Origin of the sequence: Modestobacter sp. Leaf380, from assembly GCF_001424485.1 — a bacterium.
GTDB lineage: Bacteria > Actinomycetota > Actinomycetes > Mycobacteriales > Geodermatophilaceae > Klenkia.
The window spans coordinates 201658-228506 of the sequence record NZ_LMQC01000021.1 but is presented as its reverse complement, the minus strand read 5'-3'; the positions used below and the strand labels follow the sequence as shown (position 1 = coordinate 228506).

The 26849-nt window shown below is 75.5% G+C and carries 29 protein-coding genes; 12 read left to right on the top strand and 17 right to left on the bottom strand.

The features are described from left to right. Window positions 1-50 precede the first annotated feature (50 nt). Window positions 51-530, top strand: a complete 480-nt coding sequence (locus tag ASG41_RS19075; protein ID WP_056298909.1) for a GNAT family N-acetyltransferase — start codon at window positions 51-53, stop codon at window positions 528-530. Window positions 531-535: 5 nt separating this feature from the next. Here ASG41_RS19075 and ASG41_RS19070 read toward each other — a convergent pair whose 3' ends face one another. Continuing rightward, a complete protein-coding gene (locus ASG41_RS19070) occupies window positions 536-2290 on the bottom strand; it encodes a bifunctional diguanylate cyclase/phosphodiesterase (RefSeq protein ID WP_157519534.1) in 1755 nt (584 codons plus the stop codon). Window positions 2291-2396: 106 nt separating this feature from the next. Beyond that, complete coding sequence (locus ASG41_RS19065) at window positions 2397-3005, bottom strand: DUF1349 domain-containing protein (RefSeq protein WP_056298904.1); 609 nt, start codon at window positions 3003-3005, stop codon at window positions 2397-2399. 17 nt (window positions 3006-3022) lie between these two features. On the opposite strand from ASG41_RS19065, the gene ASG41_RS19060 reads away from it, so the two are divergent. Further along, complete coding sequence (locus ASG41_RS19060) at window positions 3023-3409, top strand: VOC family protein (RefSeq protein ID WP_056298901.1); 387 nt, start codon at window positions 3023-3025, stop codon at window positions 3407-3409. On the opposite strand, the gene ASG41_RS19055 is transcribed toward ASG41_RS19060, so the two are convergent. From ASG41_RS19055 to ASG41_RS19045, 3 genes are all read right to left on the bottom strand, one after another. Beyond that, entirely contained in the window at window positions 3406-4209 is an 804-nt protein-coding gene (locus ASG41_RS19055) for an SDR family NAD(P)-dependent oxidoreductase (RefSeq protein ID WP_056298898.1), read from the bottom strand. The two genes, ASG41_RS19060 and ASG41_RS19055, sit on opposite strands and share 4 nt — an antisense overlap. Then, complete coding sequence (locus ASG41_RS19050) at window positions 4202-5059, bottom strand: alpha/beta fold hydrolase (protein WP_056298895.1); 858 nt, start codon at window positions 5057-5059, stop codon at window positions 4202-4204. The genes ASG41_RS19055 and ASG41_RS19050 overlap by 8 nt, the downstream gene beginning before the upstream one ends. A 117-nt stretch (window positions 5060-5176) precedes the next feature. Next, window positions 5177-6379 (bottom strand): CdaR family transcriptional regulator, encoded by a 1203-nt coding sequence (locus ASG41_RS19045; protein WP_056298892.1) that lies wholly within the window; start codon window positions 6377-6379, stop codon window positions 5177-5179. 412 nt (window positions 6380-6791) lie between these two features. Between ASG41_RS19045 and ASG41_RS19040 the strand changes: the two genes are divergently transcribed. Beyond that, the gene (locus ASG41_RS19040; protein ID WP_162245585.1) at window positions 6792-7607 is read left to right on the top strand and encodes a DUF222 domain-containing protein; all 816 of its coding nucleotides are present in this window, start codon (window positions 6792-6794) and stop codon (window positions 7605-7607) included. Further along, entirely contained in the window at window positions 7574-8659 is a 1086-nt protein-coding gene (locus ASG41_RS19035) for an HNH endonuclease signature motif containing protein (RefSeq protein ID WP_056298887.1), read from the top strand. Before ASG41_RS19040 ends, ASG41_RS19035 begins: the two co-directional genes overlap by 34 nt. 85 nt (window positions 8660-8744) lie before the next feature. Here the strand turns inward: ASG41_RS19035 and ASG41_RS19030 are convergent, their stop codons facing one another. Continuing rightward, window positions 8745-10436, bottom strand: a complete 1692-nt coding sequence (locus ASG41_RS19030) for a bifunctional 3'-5' exonuclease/DNA polymerase (RefSeq protein WP_235564918.1) — start codon at window positions 10434-10436, stop codon at window positions 8745-8747. Window positions 10437-10584: 148 nt separating this feature from the next. Between ASG41_RS19030 and ASG41_RS19025 the strand changes: the two genes are divergently transcribed. Next, the gene (locus ASG41_RS19025) at window positions 10585-11466 is read left to right on the top strand and encodes a 3,4-dioxygenase subunit beta (protein WP_056298884.1); all 882 of its coding nucleotides are present in this window, start codon (window positions 10585-10587) and stop codon (window positions 11464-11466) included. An 18-nt stretch (window positions 11467-11484) separates the two neighbouring features. On the opposite strand, the gene ASG41_RS19020 is transcribed toward ASG41_RS19025, so the two are convergent. The 4 genes from ASG41_RS19020 to ASG41_RS19005 are packed head-to-tail and all read right to left on the bottom strand — an operon-like array spanning window position 11485 to window position 14660. Continuing rightward, a complete protein-coding gene (locus ASG41_RS19020) occupies window positions 11485-11844 on the bottom strand; it encodes a hypothetical protein (RefSeq protein WP_056298881.1) in 360 nt (119 codons plus the stop codon). Beyond that, the gene (locus tag ASG41_RS19015; protein ID WP_056298875.1) at window positions 11841-12704 is read right to left on the bottom strand and encodes an extradiol ring-cleavage dioxygenase; all 864 of its coding nucleotides are present in this window, start codon (window positions 12702-12704) and stop codon (window positions 11841-11843) included. Before ASG41_RS19015 ends, ASG41_RS19020 begins: the two co-directional genes overlap by 4 nt. Next, window positions 12697-13506: a citryl-CoA lyase gene (locus ASG41_RS19010; protein ID WP_056298872.1), complete on the bottom strand. Its 810-nt coding sequence runs from the start codon at window positions 13504-13506 to the stop codon at window positions 12697-12699. The genes ASG41_RS19015 and ASG41_RS19010 overlap by 8 nt, the downstream gene beginning before the upstream one ends. Continuing rightward, entirely contained in the window at window positions 13503-14660 is a 1158-nt protein-coding gene (locus ASG41_RS19005) for a CaiB/BaiF CoA-transferase family protein (RefSeq protein WP_056298870.1), read from the bottom strand. The genes ASG41_RS19010 and ASG41_RS19005 overlap by 4 nt, the downstream gene beginning before the upstream one ends. Before the next feature lie 204 nt (window positions 14661-14864). Between ASG41_RS19005 and ASG41_RS19000 the strand changes: the two genes are divergently transcribed. Both ASG41_RS19000 and ASG41_RS18995 read left to right on the top strand, forming a co-directional pair. Further along, window positions 14865-16325 carry an amidohydrolase family protein gene (locus ASG41_RS19000; protein WP_056298867.1) on the top strand — a complete coding sequence of 487 codons (1461 nt, stop codon included), beginning with the start codon at window positions 14865-14867 and terminating at the stop codon, window positions 16323-16325. After that, the gene (locus tag ASG41_RS18995; protein WP_056298863.1) at window positions 16325-17140 is read left to right on the top strand and encodes an IclR family transcriptional regulator C-terminal domain-containing protein; all 816 of its coding nucleotides are present in this window, start codon (window positions 16325-16327) and stop codon (window positions 17138-17140) included. The genes ASG41_RS19000 and ASG41_RS18995 overlap by 1 nt, the downstream gene beginning before the upstream one ends. Here ASG41_RS18995 and ASG41_RS18990 read toward each other — a convergent pair whose 3' ends face one another. After that, window positions 17141-18097 carry an SDR family NAD(P)-dependent oxidoreductase gene (locus ASG41_RS18990; protein ID WP_056298859.1) on the bottom strand — a complete coding sequence of 319 codons (957 nt, stop codon included), beginning with the start codon at window positions 18095-18097 and terminating at the stop codon, window positions 17141-17143. It abuts the gene before it with no gap. Between the two features lie 152 nt (window positions 18098-18249). On the opposite strand from ASG41_RS18990, the gene ASG41_RS18985 reads away from it, so the two are divergent. After that, window positions 18250-18984: a methyltransferase domain-containing protein gene (locus ASG41_RS18985; RefSeq protein WP_056298856.1), complete on the top strand. Its 735-nt coding sequence runs from the start codon at window positions 18250-18252 to the stop codon at window positions 18982-18984. Between the two features lie 41 nt (window positions 18985-19025). On the opposite strand, the gene ASG41_RS24930 is transcribed toward ASG41_RS18985, so the two are convergent. After that, window positions 19026-19169: a hypothetical protein gene (locus ASG41_RS24930; protein ID WP_235564917.1), complete on the bottom strand. Its 144-nt coding sequence runs from the start codon at window positions 19167-19169 to the stop codon at window positions 19026-19028. After that, a complete protein-coding gene (locus tag ASG41_RS18980; RefSeq protein ID WP_235564916.1) occupies window positions 19141-19776 on the bottom strand; it encodes a hemerythrin domain-containing protein in 636 nt (211 codons plus the stop codon). The genes ASG41_RS24930 and ASG41_RS18980 overlap by 29 nt, the downstream gene beginning before the upstream one ends. A 120-nt stretch (window positions 19777-19896) precedes the next feature. Here ASG41_RS18980 and ASG41_RS18975 point away from each other — a divergent pair, with 120 nt between their 5' ends. Then, window positions 19897-20580 (top strand): GAF and ANTAR domain-containing protein, encoded by a 684-nt coding sequence (locus ASG41_RS18975; protein ID WP_056298855.1) that lies wholly within the window; start codon window positions 19897-19899, stop codon window positions 20578-20580. On the opposite strand, the gene ASG41_RS18970 is transcribed toward ASG41_RS18975, so the two are convergent. Together ASG41_RS18970 and ASG41_RS18965 are read right to left on the bottom strand one after the other, a co-directional pair. Then, window positions 20561-21715 (bottom strand): hypothetical protein, encoded by a 1155-nt coding sequence (locus ASG41_RS18970; RefSeq protein WP_056298852.1) that lies wholly within the window; start codon window positions 21713-21715, stop codon window positions 20561-20563. The genes ASG41_RS18975 and ASG41_RS18970 overlap by 20 nt on opposite strands. A gap of 49 nt (window positions 21716-21764) precedes the next feature. Continuing rightward, the gene (locus ASG41_RS18965; RefSeq protein ID WP_056298850.1) at window positions 21765-22613 is read right to left on the bottom strand and encodes an alpha/beta hydrolase; all 849 of its coding nucleotides are present in this window, start codon (window positions 22611-22613) and stop codon (window positions 21765-21767) included. Window positions 22614-22732: 119 nt separating this feature from the next. Between ASG41_RS18965 and ASG41_RS18960 the strand changes: the two genes are divergently transcribed. Beyond that, window positions 22733-23113, top strand: coding sequence for a hypothetical protein (locus ASG41_RS18960; protein ID WP_056298845.1), 381 nt, complete (start codon window positions 22733-22735; stop codon window positions 23111-23113). A 25-nt stretch (window positions 23114-23138) separates the two neighbouring features. On the opposite strand, the gene ASG41_RS18955 is transcribed toward ASG41_RS18960, so the two are convergent. Next, window positions 23139-23639 (bottom strand): PaaI family thioesterase, encoded by a 501-nt coding sequence (locus ASG41_RS18955; protein WP_056298843.1) that lies wholly within the window; start codon window positions 23637-23639, stop codon window positions 23139-23141. Between the two features lie 117 nt (window positions 23640-23756). Between ASG41_RS18955 and ASG41_RS18950 the strand changes: the two genes are divergently transcribed. Then, window positions 23757-24383 carry a TetR/AcrR family transcriptional regulator gene (locus ASG41_RS18950; protein WP_056298840.1) on the top strand — a complete coding sequence of 209 codons (627 nt, stop codon included), beginning with the start codon at window positions 23757-23759 and terminating at the stop codon, window positions 24381-24383. On the opposite strand, the gene ASG41_RS18945 is transcribed toward ASG41_RS18950, so the two are convergent. Then, the gene (locus tag ASG41_RS18945; protein ID WP_200939110.1) at window positions 24313-25731 is read right to left on the bottom strand and encodes a carboxylesterase family protein; all 1419 of its coding nucleotides are present in this window, start codon (window positions 25729-25731) and stop codon (window positions 24313-24315) included. The two genes, ASG41_RS18950 and ASG41_RS18945, sit on opposite strands and share 71 nt — an antisense overlap. 227 nt (window positions 25732-25958) lie before the next feature. Between ASG41_RS18945 and ASG41_RS23785 the strand changes: the two genes are divergently transcribed. Next, complete coding sequence (locus ASG41_RS23785) at window positions 25959-26843, top strand: hypothetical protein (protein ID WP_157519531.1); 885 nt, start codon at window positions 25959-25961, stop codon at window positions 26841-26843. The last annotated feature ends 6 nt before the right edge of the window (window positions 26844-26849 follow it).

Genomic DNA, 26849 nt, shown 5'->3' with positions numbered 1-26849 from the left:
GGCGTCCCCGCGCCCGTGGCCCGGGTCACCGCGACGGCGAGGATGGGCGGGTGACGACCCCGTGGATCACGTCCGTCGTCCCCGGTCGGGACGACGACCTCGCCTTCCGGCTCCAGCAGCTGCAGCGCGAGGCCTACCGGGTGGAGGCCGCGCTGATCGGTGACGACCGCATCCCGCCGTTGCACGAGACGCTCGCGGAGCTGCGTGCGGCACCCCTGCAGTGGCTGGCCGCCACCGGTCCGGACGGGCTCGTGGGCGCGGTGGCCTGGACGGCCGCGCCGGAGGGCCTCGACGTCGACCGGCTGGTGGTCGCCCCCTCGGCCCACCGTCGCGGGGTGGGGACGGCGCTGCTGGCCGCCGTCCTCGACCGGGCCGCGGGACGACCGACCACGGTGTCGACCGGGCGGGCCAACGCGCCCGCCCGGGCGCTGTACACGCGGACGGGCTTCGTCGAGCTGGGTCACCGCGAGGTCCTGCCGGGCCTCTGGACGACGCAGCTGGTGCACTCGGGCCGGTGCCCCGCAGGGTGACCGGTTCAGTCCCGCGTCGGTCGTGGGGAGGGCGCCGGCAGCGGGCCGGGGCGGCCGAACAGCCAGCCCTGTCCGTAGCGGCAGCCCATCGAGGTCAACAGGTCGCGCTGCTCCACGGTCTCGACGCCCTCCGCGGTCACCGCCAGGCCGGTCCGGTCGGCGAAGGCCACCAGCAGCTGCACGAGCGCCCGGTCCTTGACGTCGTCCACGGCGCCGGCGACGTAGGACCGGTCGATCTTGATCCCGTCGGTGTCGACGTCGCGCAGGTGCCGCAGGGAGGTGTCCCCGGCCCCGACGTCGTCCAGGGTGAGTGCGACCCCGGCGCGGCGCAGCGCTGACAGGGTGTCGGCGACGGCGTCCAGCTGGTCGACCAGGAGGTGCTCGGGCACCTCGATCCGCAGCCGCTCCGGCGGCAGGCCGCCCGCGCCGGCCGCGGCCAGCACCTGGTCCAGGAACCCGGGGGCCAGCAGGGTCGCCGGGCTGACGTTGACGTTCAGGAAGGGCCCGTCGGTGGACCAGGTGGCGAACTCCCGGCACGCGGTGCGCAGCACCCAGTCGTCGAGGTCGGGCAGCTGGCCCCGGCGGTCGACCGCGGGCAGGAAGGCCCCCGGCGCCAGCAGCCCCAGCCGCGGGTGCCGCCAGCGCACGAGCGCCTCCAGGCTGACCACCCGGCCGGTGGTCATCTCCACGATGGGCTGGTAGTCCAGGACGAGCTCGCCGGCTGCTGCGGCGGCACCGATGGTGGAGTTCTGCAGCGGGTCGACGTCGGCGGCGGCGTGGACCAGGACGGGCTCGGACGCGGCGTCGCCACCGGCCCGCTTGGTCGTGTACATCGCCAGGTCGGCGGCGCGGACGAGGTCGCCGGCGTCGATGGCCGCGCCCGGGGCGCAGACGGCCACGCCGGCCGAGGCCCGGACACCGCCCGGCGTGGCCCGGCCGACCCGGGACACCGCGGCGTGCAGCCGGCCGGCGATGGCGGCAGCGGTGCCCGTCGCCGTCCCTCCGCCGTCGATGTCCAGGCAGACGGCGAACTCGTCGCCACCGAGCCTCGCCGCCAGGTCCGTGGGGCGGGCGACCCGGCGCAGCTCGGCGGCCACCGCCACGAGCAGCTCGTCGCCGGTCTCGTGGCCCCAGGTGTCGTTGACCGCCTTGAACCCGTCGAGGTCGAAGAAGACGACGGCGCTCTGGTGCCCGGGCTGGGTGGCGCTGCGCCGGCAGGACTCCTCGACCCGGCCGAAGAAGGCGGCCCGGTTGGCCAGCCCGGTGAGCGGGTCGGTCAGTGCCCGCTCGGCGAGTGCCCGGGCCAGGGCGGCCAGCAGCGCCGGCATGGCCACTGCGGCGGTGCCCGACTCGGTGGCGACCAGCACCGGGTCGTGGACGAAGCCGGGCGAGCGGGTGATGGCGCGGGAGGCGGCCTCGACGACGCCGGTGCCCGGGGTGAGGAGCAGGGCGTCCCACTGGGCGGTGTCCAGGAGCTCGCGGCGGGCGTGCAGCGACCGGCCGTAGCCGAAGGGGCCGCTCATCAGGGCGTCGAACCGGGTGCGTTCCAGCAGGCCGCGCAGGGCCGGGACGGTGGGGTGGGCGACCGCGACGCAGGGCACCTCCGGGTGCCGGGCGAAGACCCGGTCGACCTGCTCCATGGTCGTGTCGGCCGCCAGCACCGGGACGGGGCGGGCCAGCGCGGCCAGGCCGGGGAGCCCGGCGTCAGCGTCGTGGAGGGCGGTCAGGTGGCCTCGGTCCAGGCCGAGCACGTCGATCACGTCCCTGGTGTCGACGGCGACCGACCCCCGCCCCAGGGCCGGTGCCGCTCCCTCACCCGGGCGGGCGAGGTCCCCGGGCCCACGTCGCGAGGTGTTCACCGGCGGGTCATCCACCGGTCGTCCCGGCCCCCTCGTCGTGCAGGGCGGCGTCCGGGGTGGTCCGCCGCCAGCCGGTGAAGACGACGGTCAGCCCGGCCCGGGTCGGGGCGCAGCAGTAGGGCCCGGCGCGCAGCTCGAGGGCCGGGTCGACCTGTGCGACCCGGACCAGCCGGTACGGCTCGTCGTCCACCCGCGCCCGCACGGTCACCGCGTCGCCGTCCCGGCTGGCGCGGACCGTCACCCGGCGGCCGGCCCAGTCGGGCACCGGGGCCACCGACCAGTCCGACGTGCCGTGCGTGACGACGGCGCCGACCTGCGGCACGCCGTCGGAGACCTCGACCCCGGCCTTCACCCACTCCTGCGCGCCGGCGCGCAGCAGCAGCCCGGCCTGGTCGAACTGCCGGCCGTAGGCGACGTCGAAGGACACCTCGAGGGCGTCCCGGGCGCCGAAGGGGGCGAGCAGGCCGTGCGCGTCGTCGTGCACGAAGCCGTAGGAGGTGTGCCGCCAGGCGTCGCTGCCCTCGACGGCGGTGACCCGCAGCGTGCCGTCGACGTGTTCGACGGCGGCCGGTGCGGTGGTCCAGGAGGCGGCGGCGAGCAGCTCGGGGTCGATCACGGGTCCATCATCGACCGATGGACGTCCTCAGCAGCAGGCTGCTCCTGCGGCCCACCGACCCCGATGCCAGCCACGCCTTCTACGCCGGCACGCTGGGGCTGGCCGTGCACCGGGAGTTCGGGCCACCCGAGCACCGGGGCGTCGTGTACTTCCTGGGGGGCGGCGGGCTGCTCGAGGTGTCCGGCCGCGGGGACACCGCACCGGCCGGGATGAGCCTGTGGCTGCAGGTCCGCGACGTGCACGCCGAGCACGACCGGCTGGCTGCGCTCGGCGTCCCGGTCACCCGCGGCCCGGTGCGCGAGCCGTGGGGGCTGGTCGAGTGCTGGGTGGCCGACCCCGACGGCGTCCCCGTCGTGCTCGTCGAGGTGCCTGCCGACCACCCGCTGCGGCGGGACCAGCGCTAGAGCACCCGGGCCGCCAGCCCGCCGTCGACGGGCAGCAGCACCCCGTTGACGTACCGCGACTCGTCCGAGGCCAGGAACAACGCGGCGTCCGCGACGTCCTGGGCGGAGCCCATCCGGCCGGTCGGGCTCTGCGCGTCCCGCTCGGCCCGGACCCGGTCGGGCGCCGCGTCCCCGGCGAGCTGTTGGTAGACGAGCGGGGTGTCGATCAGCCCGGCCAGCACCGCGTTCACCCGCACCCCGCGCGCGGCGTGCTGCAGGGCCAGCGAGCGGGTCAGCTGGTTGACCCCCGCCTTGGCCGCGGCGTAGGCCGGGTAGGGGTAGCCGGTCCAGCGGATCGACGCCGTCGAGGACACGTTGACCATCGACCCGCCGCGCACCAGCAGGTGCGGCAGCGTGGCCTGCGCGGTGAGGAAGACGCTGTCCAGGTTCAGCGCCAGCGTCCGCTGCCAGTCGGCCAGGGTCAGCTCGTCGACCCCGCCCAGCCGGGTCGCGCCCACCGTGTTCTGCACGACGTCCAGCCGGCCGTGCTCGTCGATCGCCGCGGCGACCGCGTCCTGCACCTGCTCGCCGTCGGTCACGTCGGCGACCAGTGCCAGTGCCTCCCCGCCCTCGGCACGGACGACGTCCACCGTGCGTCCGGCGGCCGCGACGTCCCGGTCGACGACGACGACCCGGGCACCGTGCCGGGCGAACGTGGTGGCGGTGGCTGCCCCGATGCTGGTGACGCCGTCCGGGCCGCCGGTGTTCAGCCCACCGCCGAAGACGATCGCGACCTTGCCGGCCAGCCGCCCGTCAGCCACGGGGGCCGGGGGTGCCGGCGATGAAGTCCAACAGCACACGGGTGAAGTGCGCCGGGCCCTCGTAGAACGGGAAGTGCGAGCCGCCCTCGTCGGCGCCGAAGGTCCGCAACCGTGCGCCGGGGACGTGCTCGGCGGTCCACTGCTGGGACGCCGGCGCGACGTGGCTGACCTCCCCGGCCACCACCAGCGTGGGGACGTCGATGCGCGGCAGCACGTCCCGCCAGTCCTGCATGGCGTGGTCCAGCAGCAGCCGGGCGCCCCACGGGCCGGGCATCTGCAGGTTCTCCCCGAACAGGAACGCCAGGTCGTCCTCGGGCAGCACGTCGGACAGCATCGAGACCAGGAACGCGCGGCGGGTCTCGGTCGCATCGGGCGCCCCGACCGCACCGACGAACCCCTCGGTGCTCGGGAAGTCCAGGATCGCGCCGGCTGCGGCGCCCTCCTCCGGCGTCATCCAGGGCAGCACGACGCACGCGCTGGGCTGGTCGACGACCACCAGGGAGTCCAGCGCGCCGGTGCCCTGGTTGTCGATGTGGCTCCAGGCCACCGAGGCACCCATCGAGTGCCCGACCAGGTCGTAGGAGCCGATGCCCAGGTGCGCGACGAGCTCGGCGAGGTCGGCGGCCAGCCGGGCGACCCGGGCACCGTGGTCGGGCTTGCCGGAGCGGCCGTGGCCGCGGTGGTCGTAGCTGACGACGCGGTGCTGCGCGGCCAGCGCCGGGACGGCGCGGTCCCAGGTGGCCCTCGACTGCGACCAGCCGTGCAACAGCACCAGGGTGCGCCCGCTGGCCGTGGCACCAGAGTCCCGGAAGTCGATCTCGACGCCGTCGGTGGTGGTGAACGTGGCCATGTCGTGCCTCCTGCCGGGTCGCCGTCGACCCACCGGGTGATCATCGGTTGCCTGTGACGGCGGACACCACGGCCGCGGCGAGCGCGGTGGGCCCCTCACGTGCTCGCTGGCGAGGACTCAGCCGTCCAGCAGCCGCGCGACGGTGAGCCCCAGGTGCAGGCGCAGCCGGGTGCCGCCGTCGTCGAGGTCGGCGCCGGTGAGCTCGCGGACCCGGTCCAGCCGGTGGTGCAGCGTCGTGCGGTGCACCCGCAGGGCGTCGGCGGCTGCCGGGGCGTTGCCGCCGGCGTCCAGCCAGGCGGTGAGGGTGTCGGTCAGCCGGCCCTGCGGGTCCCCGGCGGCCAGCGCGGCCAGCTCCACGGGCAGTGCGGTCTCGTCCCACTCCTCTCGGGGCACCCGCAGCAGCACGCCGGCCACGCCCAGCCCGTCGGCGTCCACCACCGGGCCGGGTGCCAACCGGGGCACCGCGCGGGTGGCCAGCTCGGCCTGTCGGTGCGACGTCCACGCCCGGTCCAGCCCTTCGACGGCGGGGCCGGTGCCGGCGACGCAGCCGAACCGGCCGGCGGCCACCGCGGCCACCTCCGCGACGGCGAGGCCCGCGAGGCCGGCGACCGTGGCGTCCTCCGTCGGGCCGGCGGTCACCAGCAGCGCGCTGCCGCCGGCGTCGGTGACGGCCCCGAGGACGGTGCCCGCCGACCGTGAGGTCATCGCGACCAGGCCGCGCCGGACCGCGGCCCGGCCGTGCTCGGTGTCCGCGGGGGCGACGCCGTCCAGGGCGAGCACGACCGCGCGGACGTGCCGGCCCGTGGGCAGCGCACCGGTCCGGGCCAGCTCGGCCCGCGCCGCCGTCCGGGCGGCCGGGTCGCGGCCCACCAGCGCGGTGACGACGGCGTCCCGGGCGGCCGTCGCGGCGTCGGCGGCGTGCCGGTCGCCGACCAGCACCGCGGCCAGCTCGCCGGCGGCCGACCCGATCACCGCGACCTCGTCGTCGGCCAGCGCGGACGCCGCGTCGATGACCATCAGCAGGCCCAGCAGCTCGCCCTGCCAGCGCAACGGCACGCACCAGCGCGGGTGCATCCCGATCGAGGGCTCCGCCGGGATCCAGCCCGCCTGACGCCAGGACGCGACCCCGGAACCCAGCACGTGCGCCACGGCCGCGGGCCCGGCGTCGCGCTGCAGCACCGCGCGCACCCGGACGTCGTCCTCGTCGCCGAAGTGCCGGCTGGTGACCAGCATCCGGACCTGCGGGTCGTCGACGACCACCGAGCGCTGCAGCCGCTCGGCCAGCGCGTCGACCAGCTGCTGGACCCGGTCGGACGGCACCCGCGCAGCCTAGGGCCGGGCTGTCTCTGCCCCCGTCCCGTGCAGTCCGGCGGCCGGGCTCTGCGACCGGGGGCGCGTTCGGCGGGCCACCCTGTCGCCCCGTCCACCCGGGTCCGCGATCCACCTGCGCCGTCCCGCAGTCCTGCCCGGACGACTCCCGGCGGGAGAGTCGCGTCAGCAGTCGGTCTGGTGTCCCTGGTGATGCATCCGCCGCCCCGAGCCGGCCTTCTCCATGGGTGGGCGAACAGGTCGACACGCTGAGGCCGTCCCTCTCCCGCGGCGGAGTGAGCACGGGCGTAGCGGTCGGCTGCCTTCGTCCTGAGCTGCACGTTTGCCTTGTCCGGACGCGAGAAGTGCGTTAAGGTTCGTACAGGTGTTCGAACCGAGCGGGAGGTGGGACGTGGAGCAGGTCGTGGCCAGGACGCGGTTCGGCGTCTCCCTCGGTGTCGGGCAGGTCGAGGTGTTCACCTCAGCTGCTGCCCGGGCCACCGTGCTGGAGGCCGAGCGGGTCGCCCAGGTGGCTGCGGGGCTCCTGCCGGCCGACGTCAGCGTCCGGCCCACCCGCCTGGCGGAGCTGCTGGTCACCGGACGCAGCGACCGCGCCGCGGTGCACGCCGTCCTGCGCGACGTGGCCGAGGCCCAGGCCCAGCTGCACGCGCTGCAGGCAGCAGCTGTCTCCCGGCTCGCCGCCCTGCAGCCGACCCATGAACGCCTGCCCGGCGCCCGCGCCGACGACCCGTCCGCCCCGGATCGGCCGGACGACTGGGTGGCCGACGAGGTCGCTGTGGTGCTGGGCATCAGCGTCGGGTCCGCCTCGGTGCTGGTGGACGAGCAGCGGGTGCTCGCCGAGCAGCTGCCGCGGGTGTGGGCCGCCCTGGCGGACGGGGAGATCGACGTCCGGCGGTGCCAGGTGCTGGTCGACGCCCTCGGCCACCGCAAGCGCTCCGCGGGCGGCGGGGTGGACGACGACGTCGTCGACGACGTGGCTGCCCGGGGCCTCGCCTGGATCGGCGAGGGCCTGGGCCCGACCCCACTCGCAGACCGGGTGGCCGGGGCGCTGATCGCCGCGGACCCGGCGGAGGCCGCACGGCGGGCCGAGCGACGCCGGCGGAAGCAGAACGTGACGACGGTGGGGTCCGGGGACGGCCTCGCGGACTGCGGGCCGACCTGCTGGACGCCGCCGACGCCGCAGCGATGCAGTCCGTGGTCGACGCCATGGCCGCGGTGATGCGGAAGGGCGGTGACCGCCGCCCGATCGGGCAGCTCCGCGTGGACGCGCTGCGCCAGCTGCTGACCCGGCCCTGGGAGACGCTCCCCGAGGACGTGGCCCGCGCCAGCTGGCAGCTGCGCCTGCGGGTGGACCTGGCCGACCTCCACGACCACCGCGACGACCACCCCGACCACCTGGCTCCCGTCCTGACCGCGGGAGCTGCCGCACCGGTGGGTCCGGCGCCGTGCGCTGCGGGGGCCGAGGCCCTGGACGCAGTCGCGGCTGGGCGAGGGCCACGGACGCCGGGGACGGCGTCGATCGGTGGACTGAGCGTCGGTCCGGTCGCGGTGGCCGAGCTGCTGGCTCGGTCCGGTGCCCTGGCCGGTCACCGCACCGGCGGACGGGTCGACGGGGGTCAGGTCTGGTTCGAGGTCGTCGACAGCGCCGGCCGGTTGCGGGCGGTCGCGTCACCGTCCGAGGCGCGTTCCGCACACCGTCGTGGCGCGGGACTGGGTCCACCGCCCGAGGTCCAGGGGTACGTGCCGATTGCCGCGCAGGTCCGTTTCGTCAAGGCCCGCGACCAGCACTGCCGCTTCCCCGGCTGCCACCGACCAGCCGACCACGTCGACCTCGACCACGTCGTCCCACGCGACCACCGAGACCCCGGGGCCGGCGGACCGACGTGCGTCACGAACCTGGCCTGCCTCTGCCGCCGGCACCACCGGCTCAAGACCCACGCTCCGGGCTGGGCGTTCGCCGTGGACGCCGACGGGACCCTGCACGTCACCCCGCCCGGCGGACGGACCCGCACCACCCGGCCCGTGGCCGTCGCCGAGGCGCACGTGGCGGCCGGCACCCAGCCGGACACGTTCACCGAGCTGTTCGGCCGCACCCCCCGGCAGTACCGCACCCCCACTCCCGAGGAGCGTGCCCGCCGTCGGGCCACCGCCGCGGAGCGCGCCGGCGTCGCGGCCGAGATCGACGCCGAACTCGAGGCGGCGCGAGCCCGCCGGGCTCAGGGGCTGGAGGTCGCAGGGGTTGCGCCGGTCCACGACGAGCCGCCGTTCTGAGCCCTGGCGGCGGCGCGTGCCGCGTCCACGCCCCGTCGCCCTCCTGAGACCGGGGCCGGATCAGGGACCAGCTGCCGCGCCGGGATCAGACAGCCCGGACGTCGGTGTCCGGGACCTCTGCCGGCAGGTTCCCGTCCTCCGCTGCCGGGTCGAGGGGGGCGTCCGCGTCGGCCCACGAGCGGACCACCGCGACGTCGAGCGGGAAGTCCACCGGGAACGATCCGAACAGCAGCCGGCCCGCCTCCACCGCGGCGGCCCGCACCACCTCGGCAACGTCGTCGGCCAGCGCGGCCGGGCTGTGCACCACGACCTCGTCGTGCAGGAAGAAGACCAGGTGCGGGCGGTCGGTCAGCAGGCCATCGCCCAGCCGCCACAGCCGGTTGCGCAGGTCGGCCAGCCAGCACGACGCCCACTCGGCACCGGTGCCCTGCACGACGAAGTTCCGGGTGAACCGGCCCCAGGCCCGCCGCCGGGAGTCCGCCGCACGCCCGGTCGCCGGGTCGTCGGCGTCCCCCCGGGACCACGGGCCCGGACGGGGTGAACCCCGGCCCAGCAGCGTCGACACCACCTCGCCGCGCTCACCGGCCCGGGCGGCCTGCTCCACCAACCCCACCGCGGCCGGGTAGCGGCGGGTCAGCCGCGGCAGCATGGCCCCGCTCTCCCCGCGGGTGCCGCCGTACATGGCACCCAGGATGCCGAGCTTGGCCTGGGTACGGGTCTCCACAGCGCCGCTGTCGACCATGCCCTGGTAGAGGTCTCGGGCCCGGGCGGCCTCGGCCATCGCGGCGTCCCGGCTCATCCCGGCCAGCACCCGCGGCTCCAGCTGCGCGACGTCGGCGACCACGAACCGCCAGCCCTCGTCGGCGACCGCCGCCGGGCGCAGCTGCACCGGCGCACTGAGCGCACCCCCGCCCTGCGAGGCCCACCGGCCGGTGACCACGCCGGCGGGCAGGAACACCGGCCGGAACCGGCCGTCCCGCACCCAGGCGTCCAGCCACGACCAGCCGTTGGCGTGCATCAGCCGCAGCAGCTTCTTGTAGCGCAGCAGCGGCTCGACGCCGGGGTGCTCGATCTCCCGCAACGTCCAGGACCGGGTGTCGGTCACCTCCAGACCCGCTGCCCGCAACGAGGCCAGCAGGTCGGTGGGGGAGTCCGGGTTCATCACCGGCTGCCCGAACGCCGCCCGGATCTCTGGCAGCAGGCGCTCCAGCACCGCCGGGCGCTGCCCGGCGACCGGGCGCGGACCCAGCAGGTCCCGCAGCAGCCGGTCGTGCACGTCGGCCCGCCACGGCATCCCGGCGTGCTGCATCTCCGCCGCCACCAGGGCGCCCGCAGACTCCGCGGCCAGCAGCAGACCCAGCCGGCGCAGCTCCGGGCTCGCCGCCAGTGCGGCCTGCTGCCGGGCCAGCTCGGCGATCGGGTCCAGTCGGTCGGCCGGGTCGGCCAACGCGAACAGCGCCGGCTCGTCGGCGGTCACCGGGGACAGGGCGTCCCAGCCGTCGGTGTCCGCCCCGGCCAGCAGCGTCTGGTCCACGTGCGCGGAGCGGCGCAGCACGCCGTGGCACAACCGCAGGTCGGTGCACCGCTCCACCCGCACCCCGGCGGCCAGCAGACCGGGGTACCAGCGGGTGGCGTCGTCCCAGACCCAGCGGGGGTGCCCGGGCTCGCGGGCGGCGACCCAGGCCGGCAGGTCCTCCCGCCCCAGCCGGGTGACCGTGCCGTCCTCGTGGGCCTCCACGTCGTCCCCTCGGCGGACGAGGACGACGGAGCGCAGCACCCGGCCAGTGTCGCCGAGGGGTCCGACGGTCCTGCGCTCACGGGGGACACACAGCGGACGCACGCAACCCACCGAGCGTCTCCCCGCACCGTCGTCCACGACACCGCGGGACCCGGCCGGGTCCGCGCCCACCACCCGGGGAGACGACATGAGCACCGACACGACCTACGAGGGCCGCCCGCTGGCCCGCCCCGACGACGAGGTCGTCGACCAGGGACTCCGCTTCGACCTGGACACGCTGCTCAGCCGGCGCCGGGTGCTCGGCTTCCTGGGCATCGGCGCCGCCACCGTGGGTCTGGCGGCGTGCGGTGCCTCGACCAGCAGCTCGACGGCGTCGTCGGCGTCGGCGGAGACCGCGGCGGGGGAGATCCCCGAGGAGACCGCCGGGCCCTACCCGGGCGACGGGTCGAACGGACCCGACGTCCTCAGCCAGAGCGGCATCGTCCGCAGCGACCTCACCACCAGCTTCGGCGACCTCACCGGCACCGCCGAGGGCGTCCCGGTGTCCCTCACGCTCACCGTGCAGGACCTCGCTGCCGGCGGGGCCTACGAGGGCGCCGCGGTCTACGTCTGGCACTGCACCCGGGAGGGCGGCTACTCCCTCTACTCCGACGGCGTCACCGACCAGAACTACCTGCGCGGCGTCCAGGTCGCCGACGCCGACGGCGTCGTCACCTTCACCACCGTCTGGCCGGCCTGCTACGACGGGCGGTGGCCGCACGTGCACTTCGAGGTGTACCCCGACGAGGCCTCGATCAGCGACGCCGCCAACGTCGTCGCCACCTCCCAGATCGCGCTGCCGCAGGACGTCTGCGAGACCGTCTACGCCACCGAGGGCTACGAGGCGTCGGTGGCCAACCTGGCCCGGGTCAGCCTGGCCACCGACGGCGTGTTCTCCGACGGCGCCGACCTGCAGACCCCGACCGTCACCGGCTCGGTGGCCGAGGGCTACACGGTCACCATGGACGTCGGCGTCGACACCTCCACCGAGGCCGGCGGCGGCCCCGGCGGCACCCCGCCCAGCCGCTGACCACCCCTTCGCTGGGGCCTACGTGGAGATGTCCGGGTAGGGCTGGGTGACGTGGTCCATCGCCCGGGCGTAGGCCAGCTGGTACTCCATCGGGCCGTGGTCGCGCTCGAAGAGCGCGATGAAGAGCGTGAGGGTGAGGAAGGGGTGCGCGCCCATCTCGAACAGCGCCACGTGGTCGTGCTCGCGCAGCGCCCGCCGCTCGTCGTCGTCGAAGGCCAGCCAGGTGGTCTTCTCGTGCGGGATGCAGTTGAGCAGCGAGCCGGCCAGCTCCCGCTCCCACCACTCGACCAGCTCGACCGGGTCGGTGCGGTACCGCTCGGTCAGCTCCGGGTCGCGGTCGACGGAGAAGAGGAACTTGTCGATCAGGTACTTGCTCATCGGGGGTCCCCTCCCGGGTACCAGGTGAAGTAGGCCTCCATGGTGTGGAACAGGTCGACCGTCTCCACGAAGTCGGCTTTCGCGCCCTCGCCGGCCACGCCCATCATCAGCATGAAGTCCATGAACCCGTGGGTGGCGTTGCCCGGGGCGTGCAGCGACTCCAGCGACACCTCGGCCAGGCAGCCGGCGACGTCCCCGTTGGCGATCCAGTCCACCGCCCGCCGGTCGAACACCGGGTCCGGGCCGGTGGGCCCGAACTGGCGGGGGCCGCCGAGCTCCAGGGACAGGTGCCCGGTGCCGATGACGGCGACCCGCAGGTCGGACTCCCAGGACTCCACCATCTCCCGGATCACCCCGCCCAGGGCGACGAACCGGCGCGGCTGCGGGAGCGGCGGGGCGAAGATGTTGGTGTAGACCGGCACGATCGGCAGGTCGGCCTCGGGCCGCAGCGTGATGATCGGGCAGGTGATGCTGTGGTCGATCCGCAGCTCGTTGGAGAACGCCAGGTCGAAGTCGCGGTCCAGCCCGTCGCGCAGCAGGTGCGCGGCGAGGTCCTCCTGGCCGCGCAGCCGCATCTTGGGCAGCCCGAACTCGCGCTCCTCGTTGTGGAAGTTGGCGTCGAAGAACGGGGCCTTGCCCACCAGGAACTGCGGCATGTTGTCCAGCCACAGCTGGTGGAAGTGGTCGCTGCCGACCATCACCAGCACGTCGGGCCGGGCCGCGGTGAGCGTCTCCCGGAAGGCCTCGATCTTGGCGATCCACTCCGCGGCGAACGGCGGCCGCTCGGCCTCGGGCATCGTCGAGGTGCGGTAGTAGAAGGGGTGGTGCGTGGACGCGACCACCGCCACGAGCTCAGCCACGGGGGCCTCCGTAGGGGTCTGGGGGGACGGAGCGGTTGTTGAGGTCCACCGAGAGGAAGACGTCGTTGGCGACCGGGTGCCGCAGCTCCTCGGCCAGCTGACCGATCAGCCCGGCGGTGCGGGCCAGCAGCGCGAACCCGCGCAGCAGCTCCAGCGGCAGCCCGAGGTCGGCCAGCGCGGCGCCGCAGACGCCGGCCCCGTTGAGCGGCAGCGTCTTCCCGAGCACCTGGGGGTGCACCCGGCCGATGGCGGCGAACAGCGACAGGTGCGGGCCGACCAGGCCCTCCTCGGCGGCGATCTGCATCAGCCGGGGGGTGCGCGGGTCGCCGTCCTTGTGGACGTGGTGCCCCAGGCCCGGCACGAAGCGCCTGGCCTCCCGCTCGCGCTGCACGGTGGCCAGGGCCAGGGCGTCCCAGCCGGCGTCGTCGGTGGGGAGCTCGTCCTGGGCCCGCAGGACGTCGTCCAGGAAGCGGCCGCAGTCCTCGGTGACGCCGAGGAACCGCGAGCCGCCGCCGAGCAGCCCGGCGGCCAGCGCGCCCTGCACGGAGTCCGGCGCGGACAGGTAGGTCAACCGGGTGACGATCGCCGTCGGGGTGAACCCGTGGTCGGCCAGCGCGGCCAGCACCGACTCGAACACCCGGGTCTCACCGGGGCTGGGACGGCGCTGGGTGGCCAGCCAGAAGGCCAGCTCGCCGAACCCGACGGTGCCCATGACGTCGCGGGCCAGGTCGGTGCCCAGCAGGGTGATGGTCTCCCGGGTGGAGGCACCCAGCGCGGTCTCGTAGCGGCGGGGCTCGGTCATCGGGTGGCCAGCCAGGCGCGGATCTCGTCGCCGTGCTCGTCCAGGCCGGGCGGGGGCAGCCGGTAGGACGCCGCGGTGGCCGAGAAGGTGATCGGGTTGCGGATCGAGGGCACCCCGCCGACGTGGACGACGGGGTCCAGCCCGACCTCCTCGGCGAACGCGACGCCGGCGTCCACGGTGTTGATCGGCCCGCACGGCACCCCGGCGGCGATGATCTCGCGGAACCACTCCTGCTTGCCCTTGCGGGACAGCTGCTCCACCAGCAGCGGGCGCAGCTCGTCGCGGTGGGCGGTGCGGTCCTCGTTGCGGGCGAAGCGCGGGTCGTCGGCGAGCTCGGGGACGCCGAGCACCTCGACGAGCTTGCGGAACTGGCCGTTGTTGCCGGCGGTGATGATCAGCTCGCCGTCGGCGCACTGCAGCGGCTCGTAGGGGAACAGGCTGGGGTGGCTGTTGCCCATCCGGAAGGGCACGGTCTCCCCGGCGACGGCGGCCGAGGTCTGGTTGACCATCCCGGACAGCGCGGAGGCCAGCAGGTTGACCTCGACGTGCTGGCCGACGCCGGTCTCGTGCCGCAGGTTCAGCGCGGACAGCACGCCGATGGTGGCGTGCAGTCCGGCCATCACGTCGAACACGGCCACGCCGGCGCGGTAGGGCTCGCCGTCAGTGGGCCCGGTGAGCGACATCAGCCCGGAGATGGCCTGCACGATCAGGTCGTAGCCGGGGAGCGCGGCACCGCCCGGGCCGCTGCCGAAGCCGGAGATCGAGGCGTAGACGACCCGCGGGTTGGTGGCCGACACGGTGGCGTAGTCCAGGCCGAAGCGGGCCAGCCCGCCGGGCTTGAAGTTCTCCACGACGACGTCGGCGCGGCGGGCCAGCTCCTGAGCGGCGGCGACGTCGTCGGCGTCCTTCAGGTCCAGGGCGACCGACCGCTTGTTGCGGTTGACGCCCAGGTAGTACGTGGCGACGTCCTGGCCGTCGACGTCGCGGACCGGCGGGGCCCAGGTGCGGGTGTCGTCGCCGGAGGGGCCCTCGACCTTGACCACCTCGGCGCCCAGGTCGGCCAGCAGCATGGTCGCGTAGGGGCCGGCGAGGATGCGGGAGAAGTCCGCGACCAGCAGGCCGGCCAGCGGGCCGGTGGGGGAGGGGTCGGTCATCGGTCGGGCACTCCTCGGCTGTTGCGGACACCTGTCCGGTGTGACCGGCACCGCAGTCTCACCACCCTGTCGTCGCGGTGTCAACCGCGAGCACGACCTCTTGACAGGTGGTCCGCGTCACGCCCACAGTGCACCTGCCGGACGTGTGACCGTCCAGCGGACAGTCGTCCGCGCACCGCGCCGGCTGCCCAGGAGGCGACGACGATGTCCACCCCAGAACCCGGCCGCCCGATGGTCTTCCGCGGCGGCACCGTGCTGACCATGGACGACGCGCACACCGTGCTCACCGACGGCGACGTGCTCGTCGTCGGTGACCGGATCGCCGCCGTCGGCACCGCGCTGGACGTGCCCGAGGGCACCCAGGAGATCGACGCGACCGGCGGCATCGTGATGCCCGGGATGATCGACACCCACCGGCACATGTGGCAGACCGCGATGCGCGGCTACGGCGCCGACTGGACCCTGACCCAGTACTTCGTCTGGTACTACCTCGAGCACGGCAAGCACTTCCGCCCGCAGGACGTGCACGCCGGCAACACGCTGTCCGCGTGGGAGGGCCTGGAGGCCGGCGTCACCACGACCGTCGACTGGAGCCACGGGCTGCAGACCGTCGACCACGCCGAGGCCGCCGCCGACGCGCTGCTCGCCGTCCCCGGCAGGTTCGTGCTGGCCTACGGCAACATCCAGGCCGGCCCCTGGGAGTGGACCGCCGACCCGGCCGTGCAGGCCTTCCTCACCCGCCGCCGCGACGAGGGCCGGCTCGGGCTCCAGCTGGCCTTCGACGTCACCGGTGACCCGGCGTTCCCGGAGAAGGCGGCCTTCGAGGTCGCCCGCGAGCTCGGCCTGCCGGTCACCACGCACGCCGGGGTGTGGGGCGCGACCAGCGACGCCAGCATCGCCCTCATGCACGACGGCGGCTTCATGACGCCGGAGACGGTCTACGTGCACGCCGCCTCGCTGTCCACCGACAGCTACCACCGGATCGCCGCCACCGGCGGGTCGGTGTCGGTGTCCACCGAGTCCGAGCAGAGCGCCGGGCAGGGCTACCCGCCCACCTGGCAGGTCCGCCACCACGACATCCCGGTGTCGCTGTCGATGGACACCAGTGTCTGGTGGTCGGCCGACCTCTTCTCCGCCATGCGCACGACGCTGGGCGCCGACAGGTCGCGCGAGCACCTGGAGGCGCACGCCGAGGGGAACACGGTCACCAACGTCTCGCTGCGCGCCGAGCAGGTCGTCGACTGGGCCACCCGTGGCGGGGCGAAGGCGCTGGGCCGCGACGACCTGGGCTCGCTGGAGCCGGGCAAGAAGGCCGATGTCGTGCTGATCAGGAACGAGCACTCGCCGGTGTCCTTCCCGCTGCTCAACCCCTACGGCCACGTGGCCTTCCAGGCCCAGCGCGGCGACGTGCACACCGTCGTCGTCGACGGCCGGGTCGTGAAGAGCGGACACCGCCTGGTCGACGCCGACCTGGCCGCCGTCCGGCACTCGGTGGACCAGACCGTCGAGCACCTGCGCTCGACCATGGGCGAGGAGACCTGGCAGGCCGGGATGAACCCCGCCCTGCCCGAGGGCGGCGACGTGCTGGACAACCCGTACACGTACACCGACTACAAGTCCGACGCCACGCACGAGGCGCGGGGCAGCCTGTTCGGCGACGGCTGATGGCCGGGCGGGGGACCGGGCCGGACTTCGTCGAGGCGCTGGCGCGCGGGCTGGACGTGCTGACCTGCTTCGGCAGCGAGCGGCCTGCGATGTCGCTGAGCGAGGTGGCCGCCGCGGCGGAGCTGGCCCGGCCCACCGCCCGTCGGCTGCTGCTGACCCTGGAGGAGCTCGGCTTCGTGCGCTCGGACGACGGGCTGTTCCGGCTCACGCCCAAGGTGCTCACCCTGGGCATGGCCTACGTGGGCGCCCTCGGCCTGTGGGACATCGCCCGCCCGCACCTGGAGTCCCTGGTCGCCCGCACCGGGGAGTCCTCCTCGATGGCCCAGCTCGACGGGGCCGACATCGTCTACGTCGCCCGGGTCGCGGTGCCCAAGCTGATCACCCTGCGCGTGGAGATCGGCACCCGCTTCCCGGCGGCGCAGACCTCCCAGGGCAAGGTGCTGCTGGCGGGCCTCGCCCCCGACGAGCTGGCCAGCACGCTGGCCGAGCCCAGCCGGTCGGGCCTGCCGCCCTACATCGGCCGGACCACCGAGCAGCTGCACGACGAGCTGGCCGAGGTCCGGGCCCGCGGGTGGGCGCTGGCCGACGAGGAGCTCGCCCCCGGCGTCCGGTCGGTCGCCGTCCCCGTGCGGGACGGGACCGGCGCCGTGCGCGCGGCGGCCAACGTCACCGTGCACGCCGCGGAGACCTCCACCCAGACGCTGCTGGGCGAGCACCTGCCCGCGCTGCTGCGCACCGCGGGGGAGATCAGCGGCGAGTGGGCCACCTGGCAGCGCCGTCCGCACGTGGAGGTGGCCCGGGCCGAGACGGCCTGATCAGCCGGTCGCCCCGGCGACCGCAGCCAGGAACCGCTGCACCGCCGCCGGGTCCTGACCGCGCTCCCAGCCCAGGGTGGAGGGGCGCTGTGCCCGGTCGTGCCAGAAGTGCTCACCGGTCGAGACCGGCCGGGTCGCCACCAGCCAGACGGTGGTGTCAGCGCCGTCAGCGGCCGTGCGCAGCAGCGGGCGCATCGCCTTCCCGAACCCGGGGATGGACGCCGTCACCCCGGCCGTGGCCACCCACCCGGGGTGGGTGGAGGTCACCCGGATGCCGCGCGGGGCCAGCCGGCGGGCCCACTCGGCTGCCAGCACCACCTGCATCCGCTTGGTCCGGGCGTAGGCCCGCACGCCGCTGTACTCCCCGGTGCGGAACTCCAGGTCGTCGTCCCGCAGCGTGGCGCCGTACATCCCGCCCGAGGACATCCACACGACGCTCGCCGCGTGGTCGACCAGGGTGTCCGCCAGCAGCCTGGTCATCAGGTGCGGGCCCAGCACGTGGACGGCGTAGGTCAACTCGTGGCCCTGTGCGGTCTCCGAGCGCTCCGGCGGCAGCGCGCCGGCGTTGTGCACCAGCCCGTGCAGCGCGTCGACCCGGTCGGTGAACCCCGCCGCCCAGGCCCGGACGGCGTCCAGGTCCCCGACGTCGCAGACCTCGGCGACCACCTCGGCGCCGGGGTGGTTGCGGTGCAGCTGGGCCACCAGGTCCTCGGTCTTGGACCGGCTGCGGCCCAGCACGTGCACGGTGGCCCCGAGGGCCAGGAACGCCCCGGCCATGGCCTCGCCGATGCCCGAGGTGGCGCCGGTGACCAGCACCCGCGTGCCGGTCATCGACCCGGGCGCGGGGTCGGCCGGCCACCACCGCCGGCGCACGGCGGGTCCCAGCCGGCTGTAGCCGGGCACCACCAGCCGGTCCAGGACGGCGTCGAGCAGGCGGGCGGGCAACGGGGCTGGCATGCCGGCCAGCCTGCCAGGACGCCCAGGCGGACCCCCCCTACCGGCCGTCGGCGGCCGCACACCCGGGGTTGAGACCCTCCCGCCGGTGGTACCGGGACACCACCGATCCAGCCCCGGTCGGTCCTCCCGCTCGACACCCAGGAGACCCCGGGATGCCGTTGTCGCCACCCGCCACCGACTTCTTCCTCTGCCCTCCCGAGTCCCAGCACTTCGCCGCCGGCGTCGACACCCTGCTGCGCCGCCACCGCGACCTGCTCCGCTGGGACGCCGGGGGCGTGCTGGAGCTGGGCACCGGGGACGCCGCCGCGATCGCCGAGGTCGTCGCCGGACTGCCCGACCTGCGGGTCCGCGGCATCGACATCAGCGCCACCTCGGTCGCCCGCGCCCGGGAGAACACCGCCGCCGCCGGCGTCTCGGACCGCTACACCGTCGAGCACGGCGACTTCTTCGACCTCGCCGGCCTCGGCGAGCCCGGGGCGCCGCGCACCGTCGTGTCCAACCCGCCCTACCTGCCCGCCCCCGACGGCGACCTGCTGATGCCCGAGCTGTGGGGCGGCCCGCACGGCAACGACCTCGTCCTGCGGCTGCTCGGCGCGCTCGCGCCGCACCTGGTCATCGCGATGGCCGGCTACGCCGACCCCGTGACCACGCTGGCCACCGCGGAGGCGCTGGGCTACCGGGTCCTCGACGTCGTCCCCGAGGTGCACGAGCTCGGCGTCTACAGCCGCGAACCGAAGGTGCTGGCCCGGATCCAGGAGCTGTGCGCGGCCGGCCGCGGCTGGATCGGGGAGGACTCCTACGCGGTCGCCGTGACCCTGCTCACTCGCCAGCACGGGGGCGCCCCCGACCGCCGCGAGGACCTCCTCGCCGCTCTCCGCGCCGTCTGAGCCGCGGGCCCCGGTGTCACCGACACCGGGGCCCGCGGGGGTCAGCGGTGGGTGGCCGCCGTGTCGCCGTGCCGGGCCGGCGGGGTGCGCTCGACCAGGCCGGCCAGCCGGGCCAGCACCCCGGACAGGGCGCGGCCACCCCGGGCCGCCCAGTCCTCACCGCGGCCGTCGGTGCAGTCCTCCACGAAGGCGTCCAGTCGGTCCCGGCCGCGGTCCAGCACCGACAGCGGCAGGCCGGACAGCGCGTTGCCCGGGGGACGGCGGGACACCGTCGGGTGCGGGCGGGTGGGGGACACCCGACGGGCCAGCTCCCACGCCCGGCCCAGCCGCACCAGGGCCGCGTCGTCCAGCCGCTCGCGCAGCCGCGGGAAGAGCTCGTCCTCCGTCCTCCTCGTCCCGGACGTCCTCGCGGAGCACGGTGGTCAGCCGGTCCAGCACCCGGGCGCGCTCCGGGTCGTCGTCGCCGAGGGTCTCCAGGCGGGCGACCAGGTCGTTGACCTCCTGGTGCTCCTGCTCGACCTGGGTGGTCAGCTCCTCGCCGTCGGGCAGCGTCCGGCGCAGCACCGGCCACAGCACGACCTCCTCGGCGAAGGCGTGGCTGAAGACCAGCCGGTCGATCGCCCGGAGCCCGCGCCGTTGCCCGGTGCCGGTGCTGCCGTCGAGCTCGTGCAGCAGCCGGTCCAGCTCCACGTGGTCGGCGCGCTGGCGGACCAGCACGCTGGCCGGTCCGCCGAGATCGGACTCGGGACGGTCGGCGATGGAGGGCAGTGCGGGTCGGGTGGTGGTGGTCACGGGGCACCTCGTCCGGGGGTCGTGCGTGCGGCCCGGGCTCGACCACCCCGAGGCTGCCCGTCCCCGGTCCACGACAAACGCCGGTGGCGGACCCCCGCCCGGGCAGGTCACCATGGACCGGTGTCCGCGCTGTCCGAGTCCCTGGCCTCCGTCTCCCTCGGCGACGTCCCGCTGGCGCAGTCGCTGAGCCGCGTCACCGAGATCGCCCGGTCGGCCATCCCGCACACCGAGGCCACCTCGATCACCCTGATGCGCGGGAATGACCCGTTCACCGTCAGCTACAGCGGCCAACTGGCCTCCGACGCCGACGAGCTGCAGTACCAGCGCGGGTACGGCCCCTGCATGGACGCCGCCCGCGCCGGCCTCACCCTCGTCGTCCACGACATGTCCACCGACGACCGCTGGCCCGACTACGCCCGGCAGGCCGCCGAGCGCGGCGCGCTGTCCTCGCTGTCGGTCCCGCTGCCCTTCCAGGGCGCGACCATCGGCGGGCTGAACAACTACGCGACCACCCGCAAGGCCTTCAGCGACGAGGACGTCGCGGTCGCCGAGGAGGTCGCCGCCTTCGTCGCGATCGCCGTCGCCAACGCCGACGCGATGGCCCGGGCGGTCGACACCGCCGAGCAGATGCGCACGGCGATGGCCTCCCGCGCGGTCATCGAGCAGGCCAAGGGCGTGCTGATGGAGCGGCACAAGGTCACGCCCGAGGACGCGTTCACGATGCTGACGCACGCCTCCCAGCGCACGAACACCAAGCTGCGGACCATCGCCGAGACCCTGGTCTTCACCGGTCAGCTGCCCTGACCCCGGCCGGCCAGGCGGCCGCCAGCCAGGCGTCGGTCCGGTGTGACCAGGTGCGGTGGGCCGCCCAGTCCCGGCGTGCGTCGGCCCAGGCCCCCGGCTCCGTCGCCGCGGCCAGCACGGCGTCGGCCGCCTCTCCGGCGCCGGTGACCACGCGGGTGTGCGGTGCCACCTCGCCGGCCTCCTCGTGGTGCCCGGTGGTGGCGACCGTGGGCAGGCCGCGGGCGGCGTGGTCGTGGGCCTTCATCGAGGACTGCCCCAGCGTCCGCTCGGGGAGGTCGGGCACCAGGGCCACGGTGGCTGCGTCCAGCACGTCGGCCAGCCCCGACCGGGGCAGCAGGCCGTGGTGGGTGCACCGGCCGGGGAACTCGCGCAGCAGGGCGGCGAACCGCTCGGCAGCGGCCCGGGCGCGGTCGGGGAAGGCCAGCTCCCCGTACAGCTGAAGTGTCCAGCCCGGCAACCGGTGCAGCACCCCGCGCACCAGCTCGACGTCGAACCGCTCGGCGATCGTGCCGACGTAGACCATCGTCGAGGGTCGGCGCTGCCTCCGCCGCGGAGCCGTCAGCAGGGCCTCGTCGGTGCCGTTGGGCACCACCGCCGGACGGCGTCCGGGGAACAGCGGGGCCAGCACCGGGTTGACCACCACCACCTCGTCGGCCTCGTCGGCGATCCGCCGCAGCTGGTCGGGCAGGCCACGGGCGTGCGGCAGCAGCCGCGACCAGTCGTCGGTGCAGTCGAAGACCACCCGGCCGGGCGACCCCTGGGTGCCGCGCCACTCCCAGGGCAGCTGGACGACGGTCAGGTCCGGCGCCCAGCCCGACCGGTGCAGGAACACCCGGAGCGCTGCGGCGTCCAGCCGCTCGGCCGTCGTCCCCCGGGAGCCGGGCAGCACGGTGGACCGCTCGCTGACAGCCACCCCGGGCTCGACGTCGGTGAACCGGCCGCCGAGCAGGTGCCGGGCCCAGCCGGCGGGGTCGGTGCGCACTCGGCCGACGTCGGCCGGGGCCTGCACGAAGCGGACCGTCGACCCGCGCGCCACCAGCCCGCGAACGAGGTGGTGCTCCCGCCGGAACGCCGGGTGCCACGGGTCCTTGGCCAGGACCCCGACCGTGGGCGGTGGGGAGTGGGGGTCGGGCACGAGCAGCTCCTGGGGTCGGGTGCCGGCCGGATACCCGCAGGCCCGGGGGTCACCCGCGGTGGGCGGCCAGCCAGCCGGCGACGTCGTCGAGCACGCGGTCCTTCTCGGGTTCGTTGTGCGGCTCGTGGGCGAGCCCCTCGTAGACCGTGACCGTGAGGTCGGGGGAGGCGACCTCGCGGCGCAGCAGCTCGGTCACCGACGCCGGCATCAGCGCGTCCGCACCGCCGTGCAGCACCAGCAGCGGCAGGGTCAGGGTGCGCAACCGCGCGGGCATCGCGGCGGCCGTCGCCATCGTCTCGGCGCCGGTGCGGGCGGTCATCCTGCCGTGGTGGTTGAGCGGGTCGGCCTCGTAGTCGGCGACGACGGCGGGGTCGCGGCTGATCGTGGTGGGGTCCAGGGCGAGCACCGGGAGGTCGGGCAGGAACCGGGACAGCACGGGGGCCACCAGGCGTTGCAGTCCGGTGGCGGTGCTGGTGTCCAGCGCCGCGGCCGACACCACCGCGCCCCGCACCCGGGGGTCCGGCGAACCGGTCAGGTACTGCAGGGCGACGAGCCCGCCCAGGCTGTGCCCGTAGACGAAGACCGGGACGTCGGGGTGTGCAGCACCGGCCAGCGCGACCAGCTGCCGGACGCCCTCGACGGTGGCGGCCATCGAGCCGATCGTGCCGCGGGAGCCGGGGGAGCGGCCGTGTCCGGGGTGGTCGACGGCGAACGTCGCCCAGCCGTCGGCGGCCAGCCGGCGGGCCACGTGGGCGTACCGGCCGCCGTGCTCGTGCACCCCGTGCACCAGCGCGACCACCCCGTCGACCCCGGTCGTCTGCGGCGGGGTCCAGCTCTGCCAGGCCTGGCCGGAGGGCAGCGTGCCCCGGGCGTGGTCGGGCTGTACGTCGGTGTCCACGGCCGGAGCGTACGGCGACCGGCGGGTGCCGCAGGGCCCGATCGGGGCGGGCGGAATGGTTCCGCATCTGATACCGTTGTGCACAACTCAACGTCCCCGTTGAACCGTGGAGGCACGCCGTGACGGACCTGACGACGACCCGGCCCCAGCCGGTCGCACACCGCCACCCCGTCGAGCAGGACGACGCCGAGCCAGCTGCCGGCAGCTCCGCGCTCGCCGTCCTCGCCCGCTTCGTGCTCGACCGCAGCCGTGAGGACGTCGTCCGCGCCGAACTCGCCGACGGTGGCCCGGTCGTCCAGGAGATCGCCCACGCCCGGGCCCGTCAGGAGGTCGCCGAGACCTGGCTGCGCCTGGACGGCGGGACCTCGACGGCGCGGGCCCGGCTCGACGAGCTGGGCCGGGTGCTGTGCCTGCTGGCCGCCCCGCACCGCGACCACCCCGACTTCGCCGCCCTCGAGCGCCGCTGGCCCGCGGTCGCCTCCGAGCACCCGCTCTGGTGAGCGCGCGCCCCGTCGACCGGTCCGGTCAGGCGGGGCGCAGGACCAGGATCGAGCTGGTCGCCGTCGCCAGCAGTCGGTCCCGGCCGTCGACCAGGCGGGCCTCGGCCAGCGCCGTCCGCCCGCCCAGGTGGGTGACCGTGCCCGTGCAGCGCACCGGTCCGGTGTCCGCGGTCATGGCACGCAGGAACTTCACCGTCAGGTCCAGGCTGGTGTAGCCGACCCCGGCGGGCAGCAGGGAGTGGACCGCGCAGCCGCAGGCGGAGTCCAACAGGGTCGCGAAGACACCCCCGTGCACCGAGCCGATCGGGTTGTAGTGGTGCTCGGCGGGGTCCAGGGTGAAGACCACCCGCCCCTCCTCGACGGACTCGATGCCCATCCCGATCGTGGCGCCGATCGGCGCACCGGGCAGCGACCCGTCGGCGATGGCCCGCAGCACGTCGATGCCCGCGCTGGTCTGCACGGCCCCGGCGGACTCGCTCGGGTCGCCCCACGAGTAGGTCCGTGCGCGTGTCGGTCCGGTCGTCATACCGACACGCTAGTGCGGGCGCGACGTGCCCGACACGACAGTGCGGCCCCGACACCGGCACCAGTCCGGTCGTTAGCGTGGGGGCCCACCCGCTGCCGACAGTCCGGGAGACCACCGGTGACCAGCACAGCCACCTCGGGACCGGGACGCCGGGAACGCAAGCGCGGGAACACCCGCACCACCATCCTGGCCACCGCCCACCAGCTCTTCGAGCTGCACGGCTTCGCGGCCACCCCGGTCACCCAGATCGCCGTCGAGGCCGACGTCGCGGTCCAGACGGTCTTCAACCACTTCCCGGCCAAGCAGGACCTCTTCTTCGAGGGTCGCTGCTCCTGGCTGCGTCTGGCCCAGGTGGTGCTGCCCGAGCTGCGGGCGGCCGCCGACCCCGGCCACGGGGTGTGCCTGGACGACGTCGCTGCCGCCGTGGACGCGATGGTCGGCGCGCACCTGCGTGTGATGGCCTCCCCGGGCAAGGACATCGTGCTGCGGGAGCTCGCCGAGGACCGCACGCTGCGCTCCACCGAGCTGGAGATGCGCGACCGCGCCGAGACCGCACTGGTCCAGACCCTGTCGGCCGGCTGCTCCCCGGCCGCCCGGGACGACGCCCGCCGGCTGGCCGCGCTCTGGACCGCCGACACCTGGGTCGAGGTCACCGACGGCCGGCGCGCGCTGCTCACCCCGACGCCGGCCGGTGCGCCCGGGCGGCGGCCGCTGCGCGACCGGCTCCTGCAGCTCTCGGCCTGACCCGGCGGGTGCGCAGGAAGCCCGGCACGTCCTGCGGGGTGACCGTGCCGGTGCGGGCGAAGTCGGCCCACACCCGGCGCAGCTGCCGCCCGCGGCGCTCCACCTCCGACCAGTCCGCGCCCTCGATCAGCGGCGCCCCCCGCCACGAGGCCTCGTCGGTGAACAGCAGCGGCAGGTCGATCGTGTGGGCCCCGCGGTACACGCTGTCCGGCGCCCCCCAGGACAGCCGGTAGGTGGCGGCCCGGCCGCCGCCGGCCACGTGCCGGCGGGAGAACGAGCGCACCGCCCGGCCGTAGACCCACCAGCCCGCCAGTCCCACCACCGCGCGGGTCAGCAGCCCACCGACCACCGGCGCCCGCAGCACCGCCACCAGCCGCGCGGCCGGTGTCCGCTCCAGACCGGGCAGGAAGAGGGCCACCTCCCGCGACGTCGCACCGATCAGCAGGTCGACGTCGGGGGCCGCCGCCCGCCAGGCGTCGTCCAGCTCGTCCTCGGCGGGCAGCGGTGCCGCGCCGTACTGCGTGCCGAACGGCATGGCCGCGAGCAGCCCGAACCGGCCGGCCGCGGCCTCCACCCGGCGTTCGGTGGCCAGCACCGTCGCCAGCGGGGTCCGCGCGGTCAGCTGCCCCGCCGCCTCGTTCATCGCCGCCGACATCCGGGCCCGGCCGCGGGAGATGCCCAGCGGGGCGCTCTGCACCACCGCCCGGTGGAAGAGCCCACGGGCGCCCTCGGCGACCATCAGGTGGGCGACGGCGTCCCCACCGGCGGACTGGCCGAACACCGTCACCGCGCCCGGGTCGCCGCCGAAGCCGGCGATGGCCCGCTGCACCCAGCGCAGCGCCTCGACCTGGTCCAGCAGACCCAGGTTGGCCTCCCGTGCCGCGCCGTCGCCCAGGTAGCCCAGGAGTCCCAGCCGGTAGGTCACCGCCACCACGACGACCCGCTGCTCGCTGACCAGCGCGCGGGGGTCGAAGACGGGGGAGTCCCCGGCGCCGGCCCGGTAGGACCCGCCGTGCAGGAACACCAGCACCGGCAGGTCCGCACCGGCGGCGACCCCGGCGGGCACGGTCACCGAGAGCCGCAGGCAGTCCTCGTCGACGGTCAGCTCGCCCATCGGGTCCACCAGCACGTCGTCCAGCAGCGGGGTCGGGTTCTGCGGGCAGGCCGGGGAGAGCCGGGTCGCGCGTACCGGGCGGGTGGCCGGCGGCTCGGCCACCGGGGGTCGGAAGCGCTCGGCCCGGGCGTACCGGATGCCCGTCGCGCGCACGACGTCGCCGTCGGGGCGGCCCAGGAACACCCCCGCCGGGGTCGCGAAGGAGATCAGTGCACCGTCGTCCGGCGTGGTCACCGCCCGCACGCTACCCACGGGTGTCTGATCAGCGCGTGGACCCCGAGGACGCCCAGCCGACCCCGGGGGACGACGCCGTCGCGGGGTCCCCGCCGCCCGTGGGAATCGTCACCGGAGCATTGCCACCCGCCGGGGCCGACGTTAGCGTGGCCGGGACCTGCGCGTCGCCCCTCGACGGGGCGGCTGCCGCCACCGCGCCAGCACCCCCTCCCGGAGTCCCCTCCCTCATGCCCCGTAGCGCCCCGTCGTCCGACGTGCCCGCCGAGTCGCCCGCACCCCGGTCCGCCCGCCGGCGCCCGCCGTCGCGGTCCCGCCGCCCGGCGCTCTACCTCGGGGTCGCCGCGGTCGGCAGCGTCGTAGTGCACGGTCTCTTCGGCGGTGGCCCGGTCCCCGAGGTCGCCTCCGCTGACTCCTCGGCCACCTCGAGCGTGGCCCAGCAGCTCGGCCTGACCGCCGACGCCCCGGAGCTGGACTCGCTGGACCTCGCGCCGCTGCAGGACATGGCCGCCAGCCGCGCGTCCCGCCAGGACGCCCAGGCCGCCGCTGCCCAGGTGCAGGCCGCCGCCGACCAGGCGGTGCTGGACGCGCAGGCCGCCGAGGCCGCCGCAGCCGCCGAGGCCGAGGCGGCCGCTGCCGCCGCAGCCGCGGAGGCAGCGGCAGCCGCCGAGGCCGCCGCGTCCGAGGCCGCCGCGGCGTCGTCGTCCTCGTCCTCGTCCGCGTCCTCGTCGTCGTCGTCCACCGCGGTGAGCTCGGTCGCGCGGATCAGCAACAGCTCCGGACCGGTCTCCTCCCGGGTCCAGGCGGCCGCCGACGCCGTCGTGAGCAACGTGCCCGGTGCCGGGAGCATCACCCTCGGTGGCACCCGCCCCAGCGCCACCGACCCCGATGGCCACCCCTCGGGCAACGCGCTGGACTACATGGTGCTCACCAACGCCTCGCTGGGCGACGCGATCGTGCAGTACCACCGCGACCACTGGGCCGAGCTCGGTGTGGAGTACCTCATCTGGGAGCAGCGGATGCTCAGCTCCGCCAACGGCTCCTGGGTCTCCATGGAGAACCGCGGCGGCGTCACCGCGAACCACTTCGACCACGTGCACGTCAACTACCGCTGACCCGCG

Bases quoted from the DNA above. Each gene is read 5' to 3' on its own strand.
- ASG41_RS19005 (WP_056298870.1), bottom strand. From the start codon at position 14,660: ATGACCGACCCCTCCCCCACCGGCCCGCTGGCCGGCCTGCTGGTCGCG.
- ASG41_RS18955 (WP_056298843.1), bottom strand. From the start codon at position 23,639: ATGACGACCGGACCGACACGCGCACGGACCTACTCGTGGGGCGACCCG.
- ASG41_RS19035 (WP_056298887.1), top strand. From the start codon at position 7,574: ATGCAGTCCGTGGTCGACGCCATGGCCGCGGTGATGCGGAAGGGCGGT.
- ASG41_RS19050 (WP_056298895.1), bottom strand. From the start codon at position 5,059: ATGGCCACGTTCACCACCACCGACGGCGTCGAGATCGACTTCCGGGAC.
- ASG41_RS19060 (WP_056298901.1), top strand. From the start codon at position 3,023: ATGGACGTCCTCAGCAGCAGGCTGCTCCTGCGGCCCACCGACCCCGAT.
- ASG41_RS18985 (WP_056298856.1), top strand. From the start codon at position 18,250: ATGCCGTTGTCGCCACCCGCCACCGACTTCTTCCTCTGCCCTCCCGAG.
- ASG41_RS18995 (WP_056298863.1), top strand. From the start codon at position 16,325: ATGGCCGGGCGGGGGACCGGGCCGGACTTCGTCGAGGCGCTGGCGCGC.
- ASG41_RS19010 (WP_056298872.1), bottom strand. From the start codon at position 13,506: ATGACCGAGCCCCGCCGCTACGAGACCGCGCTGGGTGCCTCCACCCGG.
- ASG41_RS19025 (WP_056298884.1), top strand. From the start codon at position 10,585: ATGAGCACCGACACGACCTACGAGGGCCGCCCGCTGGCCCGCCCCGAC.
- ASG41_RS18990 (WP_056298859.1), bottom strand. From the start codon at position 18,097: ATGCCAGCCCCGTTGCCCGCCCGCCTGCTCGACGCCGTCCTGGACCGG.
- ASG41_RS23785 (WP_157519531.1), top strand. From the start codon at position 25,959: ATGCCCCGTAGCGCCCCGTCGTCCGACGTGCCCGCCGAGTCGCCCGCA.
- ASG41_RS19000 (WP_056298867.1), top strand. From the start codon at position 14,865: ATGTCCACCCCAGAACCCGGCCGCCCGATGGTCTTCCGCGGCGGCACC.
- ASG41_RS19020 (WP_056298881.1), bottom strand. From the start codon at position 11,844: ATGAGCAAGTACCTGATCGACAAGTTCCTCTTCTCCGTCGACCGCGAC.